This is a genomic window from uncultured Serinicoccus sp. (genome assembly GCF_947487915.1).
Taxonomy (GTDB): domain Bacteria; phylum Actinomycetota; class Actinomycetes; order Actinomycetales; family Dermatophilaceae; genus Ornithinicoccus.
Map to the genome: position 1 here is coordinate 1 of NZ_CANKYH010000006.1, position 16,405 is coordinate 16,405.

Annotated in this window: 15 protein-coding genes; 9 read left to right on the forward strand and 6 right to left on the reverse strand. The window is 72.0% G+C overall.

Annotation, left to right across the window (positions count from 1 at the left end):
* Positions 1 to 161 precede the first annotated feature (161 nt).
* The gene (locus Q0795_RS08605) at positions 162 to 1,817 is read right to left on the reverse strand and encodes a sodium:alanine symporter family protein (RefSeq protein ID WP_298888850.1); all 1,656 of its coding nucleotides are present in this window, start codon (positions 1,815 to 1,817) and stop codon (positions 162 to 164) included.
* 179 nt (positions 1,818 to 1,996) lie between these two features.
* Here Q0795_RS08605 and valS point away from each other — a divergent pair, with 179 nt between their 5' ends.
* The 8 genes from valS to Q0795_RS08645 all read left to right on the forward strand — a co-directional run bounded on the left by valS (position 1,997) and on the right by Q0795_RS08645 (position 9,793).
* Entirely contained in the window at positions 1,997 to 4,693 is a 2,697-nt protein-coding gene (gene valS / locus Q0795_RS08610; RefSeq protein ID WP_298888853.1) for a valine--tRNA ligase, read from the forward strand.
* 8 nt (positions 4,694 to 4,701) lie between these two features.
* Positions 4,702 to 5,454: a DUF4129 domain-containing protein gene (locus Q0795_RS08615; RefSeq protein ID WP_298888855.1), complete on the forward strand. Its 753-nt coding sequence runs from the start codon at positions 4,702 to 4,704 to the stop codon at positions 5,452 to 5,454.
* Positions 5,451 to 5,999 carry a hypothetical protein gene (locus tag Q0795_RS08620; RefSeq protein ID WP_298888857.1) on the forward strand — a complete coding sequence of 183 codons (549 nt, stop codon included), beginning with the start codon at positions 5,451 to 5,453 and terminating at the stop codon, positions 5,997 to 5,999. Before Q0795_RS08615 ends, Q0795_RS08620 begins: the two co-directional genes overlap by 4 nt.
* Positions 5,996 to 7,030, forward strand: a complete 1,035-nt coding sequence (locus tag Q0795_RS08625; protein ID WP_298888858.1) for a MoxR family ATPase — start codon at positions 5,996 to 5,998, stop codon at positions 7,028 to 7,030. Before Q0795_RS08620 ends, Q0795_RS08625 begins: the two co-directional genes overlap by 4 nt.
* A complete protein-coding gene (locus Q0795_RS08630; RefSeq protein ID WP_298888860.1) occupies positions 7,030 to 8,394 on the forward strand; it encodes a DUF58 domain-containing protein in 1,365 nt (454 codons plus the stop codon). Before Q0795_RS08625 ends, Q0795_RS08630 begins: the two co-directional genes overlap by 1 nt.
* Positions 8,394 to 8,954 carry a hypothetical protein gene (locus Q0795_RS08635; RefSeq protein ID WP_298888862.1) on the forward strand — a complete coding sequence of 187 codons (561 nt, stop codon included), beginning with the start codon at positions 8,394 to 8,396 and terminating at the stop codon, positions 8,952 to 8,954. The genes Q0795_RS08630 and Q0795_RS08635 overlap by 1 nt, the downstream gene beginning before the upstream one ends.
* A 114-nt stretch (positions 8,955 to 9,068) precedes the next feature.
* Positions 9,069 to 9,440 carry a DUF202 domain-containing protein gene (locus Q0795_RS08640; RefSeq protein ID WP_298888863.1) on the forward strand — a complete coding sequence of 124 codons (372 nt, stop codon included), beginning with the start codon at positions 9,069 to 9,071 and terminating at the stop codon, positions 9,438 to 9,440.
* Positions 9,437 to 9,793: a DUF202 domain-containing protein gene (locus tag Q0795_RS08645; protein ID WP_298888865.1), complete on the forward strand. Its 357-nt coding sequence runs from the start codon at positions 9,437 to 9,439 to the stop codon at positions 9,791 to 9,793. Before Q0795_RS08640 ends, Q0795_RS08645 begins: the two co-directional genes overlap by 4 nt.
* 57 nt (positions 9,794 to 9,850) lie before the next feature.
* Here the strand turns inward: Q0795_RS08645 and clpX are convergent, their stop codons facing one another.
* The 3 genes from clpX to Q0795_RS08660 form a co-directional block, all read right to left on the reverse strand.
* Positions 9,851 to 11,128 (reverse strand): ATP-dependent Clp protease ATP-binding subunit ClpX, encoded by a 1,278-nt coding sequence (gene clpX, locus Q0795_RS08650; RefSeq protein ID WP_298888867.1) that lies wholly within the window; start codon positions 11,126 to 11,128, stop codon positions 9,851 to 9,853.
* Between the two features lie 233 nt (positions 11,129 to 11,361).
* The gene (locus tag Q0795_RS08655) at positions 11,362 to 12,030 is read right to left on the reverse strand and encodes an ATP-dependent Clp protease proteolytic subunit (protein ID WP_298889296.1); all 669 of its coding nucleotides are present in this window, start codon (positions 12,028 to 12,030) and stop codon (positions 11,362 to 11,364) included.
* An 83-nt stretch (positions 12,031 to 12,113) separates the two neighbouring features.
* Positions 12,114 to 12,722 carry an ATP-dependent Clp protease proteolytic subunit gene (locus Q0795_RS08660; protein ID WP_298888869.1) on the reverse strand — a complete coding sequence of 203 codons (609 nt, stop codon included), beginning with the start codon at positions 12,720 to 12,722 and terminating at the stop codon, positions 12,114 to 12,116.
* 197 nt (positions 12,723 to 12,919) lie between these two features.
* On the opposite strand from Q0795_RS08660, the gene Q0795_RS08665 reads away from it, so the two are divergent.
* The gene (locus Q0795_RS08665; RefSeq protein ID WP_298888871.1) at positions 12,920 to 13,852 is read left to right on the forward strand and encodes a DMT family transporter; all 933 of its coding nucleotides are present in this window, start codon (positions 12,920 to 12,922) and stop codon (positions 13,850 to 13,852) included.
* 124 nt (positions 13,853 to 13,976) lie between these two features.
* Here the strand turns inward: Q0795_RS08665 and Q0795_RS08670 are convergent, their stop codons facing one another.
* Together Q0795_RS08670 and tig are read right to left on the reverse strand one after the other, a co-directional pair.
* Positions 13,977 to 14,789 (reverse strand): hypothetical protein, encoded by an 813-nt coding sequence (locus Q0795_RS08670; protein ID WP_298888873.1) that lies wholly within the window; start codon positions 14,787 to 14,789, stop codon positions 13,977 to 13,979.
* Positions 14,790 to 14,926: 137 nt separating this feature from the next.
* The gene (tig, locus tag Q0795_RS08675; RefSeq protein WP_298888875.1) at positions 14,927 to 16,339 is read right to left on the reverse strand and encodes a trigger factor; all 1,413 of its coding nucleotides are present in this window, start codon (positions 16,337 to 16,339) and stop codon (positions 14,927 to 14,929) included.
* Positions 16,340 to 16,405: the final 66 nt, after the last annotated feature.

The following is a 16,405-nucleotide window of genomic DNA, read 5'->3' on the forward strand; positions in this document are numbered from 1 at the left end:
TTGGCCCCCCGGGCCACGGGCGTCCACTACACCGCCGGCGCGGCTACCCCCGGGGTGGCCCCGGGCTACCGCGTACCGCAAACCGCTCCCCCCGACGCCGCGGACACGACCGAGGGCCGGGAGCGTGTGCTCCCGGCCCTCGGTGATGCTGCGGTATGCCGTCAGCGACGGTCGCGCGGGGTGGTCGCCCCACCCGCGCCGAACCCGTCGTCGTCCGGGTCGGCCAGGCGGTTCTGACCGGAGTCGTCGCGCACCTGGTTGGCCTCGGCCAGGTCGCGCACGGACATCTCCTTGTCGGCGTCCAGCTTGCCGAGCTCGGCGAGCTTGCCGCTCTTGCGGTCGGCGAGGTACTCGTTCATCTCCTTCTTGATGACCGGCAGCAGGAAGTAGACGCCGAGCAGGTTGACGAACGCGCAGACGAACAGGAAGTTGTCCGCGAACGCCAGCACCTGGCCGAAGTTGAGGATGCAGCCCGCCACCGTGAAGAGGAGGAAGACGACCCGGTAGATGAGCGTGGAGGTCCGGGTGTCGCCGAAGAGGTAGTTCCACGCCCGCTGGCCGTAGTAGGACCAGGTGATGAGGGTGGAGATCGCGAACAGCGCGACCGCGACGGCCAGGATCGTCGGGAACCACGAGATGTTCTCGGCGAAGGCGTCGGAGGTGATGACCACACCGCCGCCGTAGTCGTAGCTGTCGTCCGCGAAGACCTGCTCACGGGTCTCGTTGTAGAACGTGGTGTCCGCGATGACGATCGTCAGCGCGGTCATGGTGCAGACGAGGACCGTGTCGATGAACGGCTCGAACATCGCGACGAAGCCCTCGGACACCGGCCGACGGGTCTTCACGGTCGAGTGCGCGATCGGCGCCGAGCCCAGGCCGGCCTCGTTGGAGAAGGCCGAGCGGGTCAGGCCGACGACGAGGGCGCCGATGAAGCCACCGGTGACCCCCTCGGCGGTGAAGGCGCCGGTGAGGATGTCGCCGATGGCACCGGGGATGTGCGGGATGTTCGTCAGGATGACGATGAAGCAGGCGAGCACGTAGACGCCACCCATGAGCGGGACCAGCGTCGAGGTGACCCGGCCGATGGACTTCATCCCACCGATGATGACCGCGCCGATGAGGGCGGCGAGGACGAGACCGAAGATGAGCCCCGCGGAGGTGGAGGCCAGGAAGCTGTCCTCGCCACCGGTGACCTCGACGGCCTGCGAGTAGGTCTGGTTGGCCTGGAACATGTTGCCGCCGCCGACGCCGAAGAAGAGGATGGCGAGGGCGAAGAGGCCGGTGAGGCCCACGGAGAGGAACTTGGGGAACTTGCTGAACGCCACGGGGAGGTACTTGAACGGGCCGCCGGAGACGGTGCCGTCCGCGCGGATCTCGCGGTACTTCACGCCGAGCGTGCACTCGGCGAACTTCGTCGCCATGCCGAAGAGGCCGGCCAGGATCATCCAGAAGGTCGCCCCCGGGCCACCCAGGGTGACGGCGACGCCGACACCGGCGATGTTGCCCAGGCCCACGGTGCCCGAGACGGCGGAGGTCAACGCCTGGTAGTGCGGGATCTCACCCGGGTCGTCCGGGGAGGAGTACTTGCCCCGCAGCGTGTCCCACGCCACCTTGATGCCGCGGAACTGGATGAACCCGAAGTAGATCGAGATGATGATGGCGGCGGCGAGCAGCCACATCACGACGAAAGGCATCGGGATGCCGGGGATCTCGAAGAAGATGATGTCTCCGGACACCTTCGTGATCGTCTCGAAGCTGGAGTCGACGGTGGACTCGAGGTTCTGGACCCACTGGGGGTCATCGACCGCCTCGGCCATGGACAGGGGAATTGTTCGCAACATGCGTCACACTGTTTGCCACATCAGGTGATTGGTCAACGACATACCCTGATCGTGACCAAAACGTGATGCTGGTCAGGAACACCAGGCACAGGTCTCTCGTTGAGGCCCCTCCTGCCTCGTCGGGCGCCGCGCCGCGGTCTGTGACAATGACGGGTATGACGCACCACCACCAGATCGCTCCCTCGCGCCCGGCGCAGCTGCCCGAGCGTCCGTCCGTCGACGGCCTCGAGGAGAAGTGGGTCGCGGTATGGAAGGACACCGACGTCTACGCCTTCGACCGGGACGCCGCGCTGGCCGGCCCGCGCGAGCAGATCTTCGCCGTGGACACCCCGCCGCCGACCGCGTCGGGCACGCTGCACCTCGGTCACGTCTTCGGCTACACCCAGGCCGACTGCCTGGCGCGCTACCACCGGATGACCGGCAAGCACGTGTTCTACCCCATCGGGTGGGACGACAACGGGCTGCCGACCGAGAAGCGGGTGCAGAACTACTACGGCGTGCGCGGGGATGCCACCCTCCCCTACGACCCCGACTTCACCCCGCCCCAGCGGGGCGGCGACGGCAAGAGCCTGCGGGCCGCCGACCAGGTGCCCGTGGGGCGCTCCACCTTCATCGAGCTCTGCGAGGAGCTCACGGTCATCGACGAGCAGGCCTTCGAGGACGTCTTCCGCCGCCTCGGCCTGGCCATCGACTGGAACGTGCAGTACCGCACCATCGGCGACCGCTCCCGGGCCGTCGCGCAGCAGGCGTTCCTGCGCAACCTCGCCCGCGGCGAGGCATATCAGGCGGAGGCGCCGGGCTTGTGGGACATCACCTTCCAGACCGCCGTCGCCCAGGCCGAGCTCGAGGCGCGGGACTACCCCGGCGCCTACCACCGCGTGGCCTACCACCGCGCCGAGGGTGCCCCGGTGCACATCGAGACGACCCGCCCCGAGCTCATCCCGTCGGTCGTCGCGCTCGTCGCCCACCCCGACGACCAGCGGTATGCCGACCTCTTCGGCAGCACGGTCACCTCGCCGCTCTTCGGGGTCGAGGTGCCGGTGCTCGCGCACCCGCTCGCGGAGATGGACAAGGGGGCCGGCATCGCCATGTGCTGCACCTTCGGCGACATGACCGACGTGCAGTGGTGGCGCGAGCTGCAGCTCCCGACCCGCTCGGTCATCACCCGGGCCGGCCGGCTGCAGGCCGAGACACCCGCGTGGATCGCCGGAGGGCCCGGTGAGTCGTTGTATGCCGAGCAGCTGGCCGGCAGGACCGTCCACTCGGCCCGCGAGGCGGTGGTCGAGGCCCTGCGCGCCTGCGGAGACCTGGACGGCGAGCCCGCCAAGACGCAGCGCAAGGCCAACTTCTACGAGCGCGGCGAGAAGCCGCTGGAGATCGTCACCAGCCGCCAGTGGTTCATCCGCAACGGCGGTCGCGAGGAGGGCGCCCCCGGGCTGCGCGAGGCGCTCATCGCCCGCGGCGAGGAGGTCGACTTCCACCCCAACTTCATGCGCAGCCGCTACCGCAACTGGGTCGAGGGCCTCAACGGCGACTGGCTCATCAGCCGCCAGCGCTTCTTCGGCGTCCCGTTCCCGGTCTGGTATGCCGTGGACGCGGCCGGCGAGGTCGACCACGACACCGTCCTCGTGCCCGACGAGGCGCGGCTGCCCATCGACCCGGTGAGCGACGTGCCGGAGGGCTACAGCGCGGACCAGCGCGACCAGCCCGGCGGCTTCACCGCCGACACCGACGTCATGGACACCTGGGCGACGTCCTCGCTGTCCCCGCAGATCGCAGCCGGGTGGCCGACGCGAGGCGGCGCCGGCGAGGGCTCGGACGCCGAGCTCTTCGAGGCGATCTTCCCGTTCGACATGCGTCCCCAGGGACACGACATCATCCGCACGTGGCTGTTCGCGACCATGGTCCGCGCGCACCACGAGCACGGCACCGTGCCGTGGACCGACGCCTACCTCAACGGCTGGATCCTCGACCCGGACCGCAAGAAGATGTCCAAGTCCAAGGGCAACGCCGTCACCCCGCTGGACATGCTGCAGGCCAGCGGGACCGACGCCGTCCGCTACTGGGCGGCCGCGGCGCGCCCCGGCGTCGACACGGTCGACGACCCCAACCAGATCAAGGTCGGGCGCCGGCTGGCGATCAAGCTGCTCAACGCCAGCTCCTTCGTCCTCGGTTTCGGCGAGCTGCCGGAGGGTTCCTCCGAGGCCGACCTCGTCACCGAGCCGCTGGACCGGGCCATGCTGGCCGGGCTGGCCGAGGTCGTGCGCCGGGCCACCCAGGCCTACGAGGCGTGGGACTACTCCACCGCGCTCGACGTCACCGAGTCGTTCTTCTGGACCTTCTGCGACGACTACCTCGAGCTGGTCAAGGAGCGCGCCTACGGCGGGGAGTTCTCCGCCGACGGGCCCACGGGCGATCCCACGCCGCAGACCCTGTCCGCGCGAGCGGCGCTGCGGCTGGCCCTGTCGGTGCAGCTGCGCCTGCTGGCGCCGGTGATCTCGTTCGCGACCGAGGAGGTGTGGTCGTGGTGGCACGAGGAGGGCACCTCGGTGCACACCCAGCCGTGGCCCGTGGTCGAGGAGCTGGCCGTCGCGCAGGCCGCCGACGCCGCGCTGCTCGGCACGGTCGGGCAGGCCCTGGCCGGGCTGCGCCGGGCCAAGTCGGAGGCCAAGGTCAAGATGCGCACGCCCATCGCGGCGGCGACCGTGGCCGGCCCGCCCGGGGAGCTGGACCGGGTCCGTGCCGCGCTGACCGACCTGGGGGCCGCGGGGAAGGTCACCGGTGAGCTGACCTTCGCCGAGGCCGAGCAGTTCGGCGTGCGCGACGTCGCCCTCGTGGAGGCCCCGGCTTAGGGTGAGGTATGCGCAGGGGCACGGGGTCGACCAGTGGTGTCGTCCTCGCGGTGCTCGCCGCGCTGGCCGGGCTGAGCCTGCTGCTCTGGAGCTCCAGCAGCGGCCGGCCGCTGCTGGGGCCGCCTACCGGCACGTGGGAGCCGGAGATCGGCCTCCCCCCGCTCCCACCGGTGGCCGAGCAGACCGCCGCGACGGCCGTGCCCACGGAGTCCCGACCGCCCCCGCAGGACGGCTGGCAGGTCGACTGGTTGCTCGTCGGCGCCCTGCTGCTGGTCGTCGTGGTGGTCCTGCTCATCGTCCGGGCGCTCCTGGCCCGGGACCGGGACGGCGACGAGCCGCTGGGGATGGAGGAGGACGAGCAGCTCGCCGCACTGCTCGAGGCCAGCGGTGACGACGTGCGCTACCGCGCGCTCGCCGAGGGTGACCCCCGCAACGCGGTCGTCGCCTGCTGGGTGGCGCTCGAGGAGGCCGTCCGCCGGTCCGGGCTTCCGGACAACCCGGCCGAGACGGCCAGCGAGCTGACCCGGCGGGTGCTGAGCCGCTGGGAGGTCGACGAGACCTCCATCCGCACCCTGTCCGAGGCCTACCGCGAGGCCCGCTTCTCCCGGCACCCGGTCTCCGAGCAGCAGCGCGAGCAGGCCGTCGCCGCCCTCGACCGGATCCACGAGGGCTTGCGCCGCCGGGCCCTCGCCGAGCAGGCGCGGGCGGACCGTGCCGCGGCAGCCCGTGCCCCGTCCCAGGGCGAGGGCGAGGCGAGATGACCAGATCCCTCCCGCCGCTGCCCCACCGGCAGCAGGCGCTCGCCACCGACCTGCGCCGCCACCTGGTGCCGGCCCTGGTCATCGCGGTCCTGCTCGGCGGGCTGCTCTTCTTCATCGGGGCGCTGCCCTACCCCTGGCCCGTGGCCCTGCTCGTCGTGGTGCTCGCCGGCGTGGTGGGCGGGTTGCTGACCTGGGGGCTGTCCACGACCGCCAGCGACGTCGAGCAGGCCTACTGGGTCTCGACCCCGCGCCAGGAGGCCGCGCCCCCGGACGCGATGGACTACCGCCTGCTGCGGCTGCGGCGCGACCTGCGGGACGCCCTGGAGCGCGACGACCGCGCGGACGAGATCTACCCCGTCATCCGCGAGCTCGCCGCCGAGCGCCTGCTCGCCCACCACGACGTCGACCTCGAGACCCAGCCCGAGCAGGCCCGGGCGCTGCTCGACCCGCACCTGGTCGCCTACCTGGACCACCCACCCACGGACACCCGCAGACGCAGCCCGAGCGCGCTGCATACCGCCATCGAAGGAGTCGAGAAGCTGTGAACGACACCCCCACCCCCGACCTGGACGTGCCCGAGGTGTCCCGTCGCGCCGCGCAGGTGCTGGACCGGGTCGAGCAGGCGGTCGTCGGCAAGCGCGAGGCGCTGACGCTCGTGCTGACCGCGGTCCTCTCCCGCGGCCACGTGCTCCTGGAGGACTTCCCGGGGCTCGGCAAGACCCTGGCCGCGCGCTCCTTCGCCCAGACCCTGGGGCTGGACTTCACCCGCGCCCAGTTCACCCCCGATCTGCTGCCCTCGGACCTCACCGGCTCCTTCGTCTTCGACCAGAGGAGCACCGAGTTCGTCTTCCGCCCCGGCCCGCTCTTCACCGGGCTGCTGCTGGCCGACGAGATCAACCGCACCCCGCCGAAGACCCAGTCGGCCCTGCTCGAGGCGATGCAGGAGCACCAGGTGACCGTCGAGGGCCAGACCCACCAGCTGCCCCAGCCCTTCCACGTGCTGGCCACCGCCAACCCGGTGGAGTACGAGGGCACCTACCCCCTCCCCGAGGCCCAGCTGGACCGCTTCCTGGCGCGGGTGTCCTTCGGGTACCCCTCCCCCGAGGAGGAGTGGGACGTGCTGCGCCGCCGGGTCACCCGGCAGACCGAGGACCAGCGGCTCGAGCCGGTCACCGACGCGGCCGGCCTGGCGGCGATGCAGGACGCGGTCGAGCGGGTGCCCGTCGAGGACGACATCTCCCGCTACTGCGTCGAGCTCGCCTCGGCGACCCGCCGGCACCGGGCCGTGCTCGTCGGCGCCTCCCCGCGTGGCTCGCTCGCCCTCATGCTCACCTCCCGCGCGTATGCCGTGATCCACGGTCGCGACTACGTCACCCCCGAGGACGTCAAGGCGGTGGCGCACGCCGTCCTCGACCACCGCATCTCGATCAAGCCCGAGCTGTGGATGTCGGACACCGGCGGCGCCGCGGTGGTGACGGCCGCCCTCGGCCAGGTGCCCGTGCCCGGTTCGCGGACGGGAGCCTCCACGGTGGACGAGGACGACGCGCCTGCCGAGCGGTCCGCGGCGCGGTCCTGATGGCGGCCTTCGAGCGAGCCGACGCCTGGCGGCCGACCCACGCCCTCCAGCGCTGCCTGGTCGCCGTGCTCACCATCGCGCCGGTGGCGCTGGTGTTCCGTCGCCCGGACCTGCTCGTGCTGGTCAGCCCGCTCGCCCTCGTGCTGGCCTGGAGCCTCGCGACCCGTCCGCAGGAGCGTCCCGACCACCGCTTCGGGCTGTCGCACGGGCAGGTGCGCGAGGGCGACCAGGCGCTCGCCGTGGCCGACCTGGAGCCGGTGGAGGGGGCCGAGGTCCTCTCGGCGGCCCTGACCCCCGCCCCCTTCGTCCGGGCGGTGCTGCGCGAGCGGATGCGCCAGGCTCGGGACAGCGACGACCAGCTGGTGCAGCGGACCTGCACCGTGGCCGACGCCGACGGACCGCAGGTGCAGGGCTACCGGCGGTTGCTCGTCGGGGTCCGGGTGACCCGGTGGGGGGTGCGTCGGATCGGGCCGCTGCAGGTCGCCGCGGCCGGGGCCTGGGGCTCCTACCGGTGGGGCCCGCTGTCGATGGACGCGCAGGCGCTACGGGTGCTCCCCCAGCCGGCGGCGTTCGACACCTCCGCACCGGCCCCGCACCCGCGCGGCCTGGTGGGGATGCACCGTTCGAGCCGTCCCGGGGAGGGCAGCGAGTTCGCGACGATCCGCCCCTTCCAGGTCGGTGACCGGCTGCGGCGCATCCACTGGCCCCGCTCGAGCCGGACCGGGGAGCTACACGTGACCTCCAGCTATGCCGACCAGGACACACACGTCGCCGTGCTCGTCGACGCGCACTACGACCTGGGCCGGTCCGGCGGCCTGGACGGCGACGTGAGCTCCCTGGACCGGTCGGTGCGGGCCGCGGCCGCGGTGGCCGAGCACTTCCTGCACCAGGGCGACCGGGTCAGCCTGCGGGTGCTCTCGGCGCGCACCCCGCTCGTGGTGCCGACCGGCACCGGCCGACGGCACGGGGTCCGGATCCTCGACACCCTCAGCGGGGTGCAGGCCTCGGTGGACGAGCAGACCGACCCGCGGCGGGTCCACCTCGGGATCGGCTCGGGGACCCTCGTGGTGATGATCTCCTCCCTCGTCTCCCCGGACGCGCTCACCCAGGCCGCGACCCTGGCGGCGCGCGGCACCTCGGTCGTCGTGGTGGACGCCCTTGGTGAGGCCGTCGCCAGGGTGGCGCCCAGCGGCGAGCGCGATGCACTGGCGCGGACCGCCTGGCGGATCCGGATGCTCGAGCGGGACCGGGAGATCCGGGCGATCCGCGCGCAGGGCGTCGCGGTGGTGCCCTGGCTGGGGCCGGGCAGCCTGGACGTCGTGCTGCTGGAGCTGGCCCGCCGCCGACGCCGGGTGGGTGCCTGATGGGCGAGCTGCGCGAGCACTGGGTGAACCTGCGGACCGCCTCCCCCAGCCACCTGCGGGTGCGGCTGGTGGCTCTCGCGGCGTCGGTCGTCTTCGCGCTGTGCCTCGTCGCGGCCGGGGGCGGGGGGCCGACCGTGTGGATCGGCACGGTCGTGCTGGGCGCTCTCGTCGTGGCCCAGCCCGCCGGCGTCATGCCGGCGTTCTTCCTCGTGTGGGCGATCGCGGCCTGGTGGGCCGCCGTCCCGGGCCCGTGGCACTGGGCCCTGCTGCCGGCGGCGTGGAGCCTGCTGCTCGTGCACGCGAGCGCCGCCCTGGCGGCCTCGGTGCCGCCCCAGGCGACCGTCCCCCGCTCCGTCCTCACCCGGTATGCCGCCCGTGTCGGCGTCGTCGCCGCGGCCGTGACCCTCGTCTGGGGGCTGGCGGCGCTCGCCGCCGCAGGGGGCAGCGGGAGCGCCGGCGTCGGGCCGGTGCCCAGCATCATCGGTCTGGCCGTCCTGGCAGCGGCGCTCCTCGGCTACGTCCGCCTCCGCCGCCGCCACACCGCACCGGACGCGCGCTAGGACCACACCGGACTTGGTGCGTCCGCACCGGACGCGCGCTCGGCATACCCCGTGCCGCGCACCCCGGCCTATGCTGGCGCACATGCACGCGCTCGCCGACCTGACCGCCGGGCGATGAGCGAGGGTCGGGCGCGGCGTCGTTTCCCGCAGTCGGTCTACGCCCTGGGCAGCGACCCGGACCCGCGCTTCAGCCTGGCCAACGAGCGCACCTTCCTCGCCTGGATCCGCACCGCCCTGGCCTTCCTCGCCGCGGGCGTGGCGCTGGAGGCGCTCGCGGTGCCGATCGCGCCGGGATACCGCCTGGCCGCGTCCGCCGTCTTCGTCGTGCTGGGGATGCTGGCGGCGGTGCAGGCGTGGGTGGGGTGGTTCCGGGTGGAGCGGGCCATGCGCGAGGGTCGGACCCTCCCGCCGCTCACCATCGGTGCCGTCATCGCGGTCGGCGTGCTCCTGGCCACCCTGCTCGTCGCCGTCGGTCTGCTCGCGTGAGCACCGCACCCGACCGCCCCTACGACCCCGGGCTGCAGCCGGAGCGGACGCTGCTCGCGTGGCGCCGCACGGCGCTCGCGCTGGCCGTGGTGTCGGCCGCGATCGCCCGGTATGCCGGGGACCGCCTCGGCCTCGTGACGGCCGCCGCCGTGGGTGCCGCCGGGGTGGCCGGCGCGGCGTGGGGCTACCACCGGGCGACGCAGCGCTACCGGCGGATCCATCTGTGGCTGCACCGGGAGGACACGCTGGCGGGCGACGGCCTGGCTTTCGCCGTCACCAGCGCATCGCTCGGGCTCGTCGCGCTCGCCGCGGCGGTCTACGTCATCCAGGTGGGGCTGGAGCGGCTCGGCTGACGCGGTCGCCGGACCAGGGCCGGCCGGTGCGGTCCCAGCGCGCGTCCGGTGCAGAGGTCAGGCGCTCTCCTTGCGCTGCTGACGCTTGCGGGGGGCGACGTCGCGCCGGACGATCGTGGGGTTGACGTTCTCCTGGACGACCTCGCGGGTGATGACCACCTTGGCGATCTGGTCGTCGGAGGGGACGTCGAACATCACCGGCAGCAGCACCTCCTCGAGGATGGCCCGCAGCCCGCGGGCGCCGGTGCCGCGCAGCAGCGCCTGGTCGGCGATGGCCTCGAGCGCGTCGTCGGCGAACTCCAGCTCCACGCCGTCGATCTCGAACATCTTCTGGTACTGCTTGACCAGCGCGTTGCGTGGCTCGGTGAGGATGTTGACCAGGGCGTCGCGGTCCAGCGGCGACACCGTGGTGATGACGGGCAGACGCCCGATGAACTCGGGGATCAGCCCGAACTTCATGAGGTCCTCCGGCAGCACGTCCCCGAAGTGCTCTCCCACGTCCTTGGCCGACTTCAGCTCGGCGCCGAAGCCGAGCCCCTGCTTGCCGGTGCGCGACTCGATGATCTTCTCCATGCCGGCGAAGGCCCCGCCGACGATGAAGAGCACGTTGCCGGTGTCGATCTGGATGAACTCCTGGTGCGGGTGCTTGCGCCCACCCTGCGGCGGGACGCTGGCGACCGTGCCCTCGAGGATCTTCAGGAGCGCCTGCTGCACGCCCTCCCCGGAGACGTCCCGGGTGATCGAGGGGTTCTCGCTCTTACGCGCGATCTTGTCGATCTCGTCGATGTAGATGATCCCGGTCTCGGCCTTCTTCACGTCGAAGTCGGCGGCCTGGATGAGCTTGAGCAGGATGTTCTCGACGTCCTCGCCGACGTAGCCGGCCTCGGTGAGCGCCGTCGCGTCGGCGATGGCGAAGGGCACGTTGAGCATCCGCGCGAGGGTCTGGGCGAGATAGGTCTTGCCGCACCCGGTCGGGCCGATGAGCAGGATGTTGGACTTGGCGATGTCGACGTTGTCCTCGCCGCCGCTCTTGCCCTCACCGGCCTGGATCCGCTTGTAGTGGTTGTAGACCGCGACGGCCAGCGCCCGCTTGGCGGGGTCCTGGCCGACGACGTAGTTCTGCAGGAAGTCGAAGATCTCGCGCGGCTTGGGCAGCTGGCCCAGACCCAGGTCGCTGGACTCGGCCAGCTCCTCCTCGATGATCTCGTTGCACAGGTCGATGCACTCGTCGCAGATGTAGACCCCGGGGCCGGCGATCAGCTTCTTGACCTGCTTCTGGCTCTTCCCGCAGAAAGAGCACTTCAGCAGCTCGCTGCTCTCGCCCATACGTGCCACGTGGTCGGTCCTTCCTCAGCTCGGGCCTACGGTCCGTCGGACGAGCCAGGCTCGTCCTGTCCGCCCGACGCTACCTTGCCGGGAGGGGTTTGGGCAGGGTTTTCCGGGCCCCGCCCGCGTGTTGATGCCCACTGTCCGCTGTCAGCGCAACGGCTCGCGCGACGTGGCGCCCGGGCCGGGGTATGCCGACGGCCGGGTCCGCGCGGACCCGGCCGTCGGCATACCGCGGGGCCTCAGTCGTCCAGCGAGGCCTTGCGCGAGGCGAGGACCTCGTCGACGAGGCCGTACTCCTTGGCCTCGGCGGCGGTGAGGATCTTGTCGCGCTCGATGTCCTTCTGGACCTGCTCGGCGCTGCGGCCGGAGTGCTTGGCCCAGGTCTCCTCCAGCCAGGTGCGCATCCGCAGCACCTCGTTGGCCTGGATCTCGATGTCGGAGGCCTGCCCGTAGTCGCCACCGGCCAGGGCCGGCTGGTGGATGAGCACCCGGGCGTTGGGCAGCGCGAACCGCTTGCCCGGCGCCCCGGCCGCCAGCAGCACGGCGGCCGCGGAGGCGGCCTGGCCGATGACGAAGGTCTGCACGTCCGGCTTGATGTACTGCATGGTGTCGTAGATCGCGGTCAGCGCGGTGAACGAGCCACCGGGTGAGTTGATGTACATGAGGATGTCGCGGTCCGGGTCCTGGCTCTCCAGCACGATGAGCTGGGCGATGATGTCGTCGGCCGAGGCGTCGTCGACCTGGACGCCGAGGAAGATGATCCGGTCCTCGAAGAGCTTGGTGTAGGGGTCCTGGCGCTTGGTGCCGTAGGAGGTGCGCTCCTCGAACTGCGGCAGGATGTAGCGGCTGCTCGGCGCGAGCGGCGCCGGCACACCTCCACCAGGCTGCTGCTGCGCCGGGGCGCCCATCCAGGCACCACCGGCATACGGGCTCTGCTGCTGGGGGTAGGTCATGGGGGAGATCAGCTCTCTTCTCGCGTGCGGGTGGCCGGTCAGGAGGTGGGCGACGACGGCGCGTCGCCGGCGCGCTCGTAGACGTGGTCGACGAAGCCGTACTCCTTGGCCTCGGCCGCGGTGAACCAGCGGTCGCGGTCGGAGTCGCGGGTGATCTGCTCCACGCTCTGACCGGTGTGCTCGGCGATGAGCTCGGCCATCTGCTGCTTGATGTGCAGCATCTGCTCGGCCTGGATCTTGATGTCGGAGGCGGTGCCGCCGATGCCGCCGGACGGCTGGTGCATCATGACCCGGGAGTGCGGGGTGGCGTAGCGCTTGCCAGGGGCGCCCGCGGAGAGCAGGAACTGCCCCATCGAGGCGGCCAGGCCCATCGCGACGGTGGCCACGTCGTTGGGGATCCACTGCATGGTGTCGAAGATCGCCATGCCCGCGGTCACCGAGCCGCCGGGGGAGTTGATGTAGAGCCAGATGTCCTTCTCCGGGTCCTCCGCGGCCAGGAGGAGCAGCTGCGCGCAGATCGCGTTGGCGTTGTCGTCGCGCACGTCCGAGCCCAGGAAGATGATGCGTTCCTTGAGCAGCCGGTTGTAGATCTGGTCGTCCAGGCCGACCTGTGCCGGCCGCTCGGCCATGGTGGTGTCCTCAGTCATGTGCTGCTTTCCCTCGCTTCGTCCGGGGTATGCCGTGCGGCACGTGTGCTTGTCAGTGACCCTAACGCCCGGCCCGGTCACGACACTCCCGCACCGGGGTGATGTTCGCCGTGAGCGCACTACCGGCCCGACCACCGGACCACGACCCCCGGCGCCCGTGCGTGGGCGGGTGGCCCCCGTCGTTCTAGGCTTGACCGGTGACCCCCTCCCCCCGCACCGACCGCACCTGGCTGGTGGCCCTGGCCGCCTCGCTCTGGGGGCTCTCCGCCCTCTGGCGCGGCCCGCTCGCCCAGGAGCTGCCGTCGCTGGCCATCGTCTTCTGGGAGCACGTGCTGCTCACGCTCGCCCTGCTGCCCTGGCTGGTGCCGGCGCTGCGCCGGTGGCGGGCCGCGACGACGCGCACGCAGGTGAGCGTCCTCGTCATCGGTGCCGGCAGCTCGGCGCTCGCGACGACGCTGTTCACCGCCGCGTTCGCGCTGGGCGACCCCATCACCCCGCAGGTCCTGCAGAAGCTGCAGCCGTTCATCGCCCTGGCGCTGGCCGCCGTGCTGCTGGGCGAGCGCCTGCGCCGCTCCTACCTCCTCTTCCTCGTGCCCGCGGTGGTCGGGGCGTGGCTGATGACCTTCGCCGACCCTCTCGCGGTGAGCGTGAGCTCGGCCCAGGCGGCCGCGCTGGCCCTGGGTGCCGCCGCCCTGTGGGCGGCGGGGACCGTGCTCGGCCGGGCGGCCAGCGCCGAGCTGCGCTTCGTCGACCTCACCGCCCTGCGCTTCGCCTTCGGCCTGGTCACGCTCGCGGTCATCGCCGGCTTCACCGGGACCCCGCTCGCGGTGCCGATGTCCGCGGCGCCCTCGATCCTGGCGCTCGCCCTGCTGCCCGGGCTGGCGGCGATGACGCTCTACTACCGGGCGCTGCGGCATACCCCCGCCGCGCGGGCGACCCTCGCCGAGCTCACCTTCCCGCTCACCGCGGCCCTCATCGGCGTCGTGGCCTTCAGCAGCCGGCCGGAGCCCACCCAGTGGCTGGGCATGGCGGTCGTCGTCAGCACGGTCGTGGCCCTGTCCCTGCACGAGCACCGGGCGCAGCGGCCCTCGGTCCGCGCCCCCGCTCCCGCCGGGGCGCTTCTGCGCTGACCGCTGCCCGCTCGGAAACGCGCGACTGCACCGGGTATGTCGTGAGATCGCCCTCGTGGGCGACATATCCACTGCAGTCGCGCACCCACCGTCGGATCGAGCTCGCCCGACCGCCCGCAGGAGCTCAGCCTCGTCCCGGGAAGTGGCGGCGCCACTCGTCGCTCGGCGGCCCGAGCGGGATGCCCCGCTGGGCGAAGATCCGCCGCAGACGCTCCACCGTCCGCCCTGGCGTGCGGTAGATGTCCGCGCCGACGAGCACGACGATGCGCCACCGGGCGTCCTCGACGTCTTCCCTGCGCCCGAGGTCCGCCTCCCAGGTGCGCTCCCGCTCGATGTGGTGACGTCCGTCGTACTCCACCGCGGTCCGCGTCGCGCGATCCCCCGCGTCGAGCCGACGCACCAGGTCACCGCGTTCGTCGTGGAAGCGGAGGTCGGTCTCCAGCTCGGGAAGCCCGGCGAGCACGCGAAGCATCCGCGACCGGGTCTCCATCGGTGAGTCGACGCCCGCCCGGACGAGGCCGGCCGCTCGCCGGGCGAGGCGAGAGCCCCGGCCCGTCGACTCCTCGGCCCCCTGCCTCAGCCGCTCAGGCGTGATCCGGCGCCTGGCGACGAGGCTGTCGCCCAGCACCACCAGGTCGACGAGGTCGAGCACGCGTGCGCAGTCGAGGAAGGTGTCCAGCGGCGTGGTGACCCGCTGACCCCGGAAGACCACCGGCTCCCGCGACGAGGCGTGCACGACGAGGTCCTCCCGGGCCGACCGCGGCCGCCCGGTCGGCACGCTGACGTGCGGACGCACCGCGTGCGGGACGACGCCACCCCAGAGCTCGGCCGCGGTGTGGTGGGACACGAAGGCGTCGGCCGGTGCGACCAGCAGCACGGCCCGGGCGCGCACGTAGCCGTCCACCCGCACCCGACGGTCGACATACACGTTGCGCAACAGACACACGTGGTCCCGGCGCGGAGGTTTATTGACAGCCCACCCCGACCCTGCACGAGCGCGACTGCACCGGGTATGCCGTGACATCGCCCTGCTGGGCGGCATACCCGGTGCAGTCGCGCACCGTGTGTGGCGGGTCAGGCCTTGGCGGCGCTGTCCTCGTCGACCTCGTCGACCTCGTCGGCCTCGGCGCCCGGCTCGGCGGTGTCCTCGTCGGCCTCGACGACCTCGTCGCCGGCCTCCATGACCTGGTCACCGGCAGCGACCTCGACGTCGTCCTCGTCGTCGCCCTCGATGGCGTCCAGGTCGACCGCGTTGCCCTCGGTGTCGGTGACCGTCGCCTGCTCCAGCACGTGGGCCAGCGCCTTGCGGCGGCCGACCTCGGCGACCATGGCGGGCACCTGGTTCTGCTGGTCGATCTGCTGCGCGAACTGCTGGGCGTTCATGCCGTACTGCTGCGCGGTCATCATGATGTACTCGATGAGCTCGCCCTGGTCGACCTCGACCTCGTCGCGCTTGACGAGCGCGTCGAGCAGGAACTGCGTCTGCATGGCCTTCTTCGTCGACTCGGTCACCTCGGCGCGGTGCTCGTCGTCCTCCAGGCGGTCCTCGCCCTCGAGGTGGCGGTGCACCTCGGCCTCGACGAGGCTGTCCGGCACCGGGATCTCGACCATCGCGAGCATGGCCTCGAGGACCTTGTCGCGGGCCGCGACGCCCTGCTCGAAGCGGGCGCCCTGCTCGGCCTGCTGGGCGAGGTCGGCGCGCAGCTCGTCCATGGTGTCGAACTGGCTCGCCAGCTGGGCGAACTCGTCGTCCAGCGCGGGCAGCTCGCGCTCCTTGGCGGCCTGGACGGTCACGGTGACGTCGGCCTTCTCGCCCTTGCGGTCGCCGCCGGCAAGCGGGGACTGGAACTCCACCGTCTCCCCGGCCTTGGTGCCGCGCAGCGCGGTGTCGAGGCCGTCGAGCATGGTGCCCGAGCCGATCTCGTAGGACACACCGGTCACCGAGTCGATCTCCTCGTCACCGATCGTGGCGGTGAGGTCGATCGTCAGGTGGTCGCCGGTCTTGGCCTTGCGCTTGATCGGCTTGAGGGTGCCGAAGCGCTCGCGCAGGTTGTCGATCCGGGTCTGGATGTCCTCCTCGGAGGCCTCGACCGGGTCGACCTGGACCTCGATGCCGGAGAAGTCCGGCAGCTCGAACTGCGGGACGATGTCGACCTCGGCCTCGAAGGCGAGGTCCTGGCCCTCCTCCATCGGCAGCGAGGTGAGGTTGACCTCGGGCTGGCTCAGCGGGGTGAGGTCGTTCTCGGTCATCGCCTGCGTGTAGTACTCCGGGAGCGCCTCGTTGACGGCCTCCTGCACCACGGCGCCGCGCCCGAAGCGCTGGTCGATGATCCGGTTCGGGACCTTGCCCTTGCGGAAGCCGGGGATCTGCACGTTGGCGCCGATGCTCTTGTAGGCGGCGTCCAGCCGCGGCTTGAGGTCGGCGGCGGGGACCTCGACGGTCAGCTTGACCCGGGTCGGGGTCAGGGTCTCGACAGCGCTCTTCACTGCTGGTTGCTCCGTTGTCATGTCGGGGGTATGTCGTGGCCCGCCGGGCACAGCTCGGCCGCGGGC

What these genes read in the sequence shown, in the direction of transcription:
- Q0795_RS08605 (WP_298888850.1), bottom strand. Translation starts at nt 1,817, where the DNA reads ATGGCCGAGGCGGTCGATGACCCCCAGTGGGTCCAGAACCTCGAGTCC.
- valS (WP_298888853.1), top strand. Translation starts at nt 1,997, where the DNA reads ATGACGCACCACCACCAGATCGCTCCCTCGCGCCCGGCGCAGCTGCCC.
- Q0795_RS08615 (WP_298888855.1), top strand. Translation starts at nt 4,702, where the DNA reads ATGCGCAGGGGCACGGGGTCGACCAGTGGTGTCGTCCTCGCGGTGCTC.
- Q0795_RS08620 (WP_298888857.1), top strand. Translation starts at nt 5,451, where the DNA reads ATGACCAGATCCCTCCCGCCGCTGCCCCACCGGCAGCAGGCGCTCGCC.
- Q0795_RS08630 (WP_298888860.1), top strand. Translation starts at nt 7,030, where the DNA reads ATGGCGGCCTTCGAGCGAGCCGACGCCTGGCGGCCGACCCACGCCCTC.
- Q0795_RS08635 (WP_298888862.1), top strand. Translation starts at nt 8,394, where the DNA reads ATGGGCGAGCTGCGCGAGCACTGGGTGAACCTGCGGACCGCCTCCCCC.
- Q0795_RS08640 (WP_298888863.1), top strand. Translation starts at nt 9,069, where the DNA reads ATGAGCGAGGGTCGGGCGCGGCGTCGTTTCCCGCAGTCGGTCTACGCC.
- Q0795_RS08655 (WP_298889296.1), bottom strand. Translation starts at nt 12,030, where the DNA reads ATGGGCGCCCCGGCGCAGCAGCAGCCTGGTGGAGGTGTGCCGGCGCCG.
- Q0795_RS08660 (WP_298888869.1), bottom strand. Translation starts at nt 12,722, where the DNA reads ATGACTGAGGACACCACCATGGCCGAGCGGCCGGCACAGGTCGGCCTG.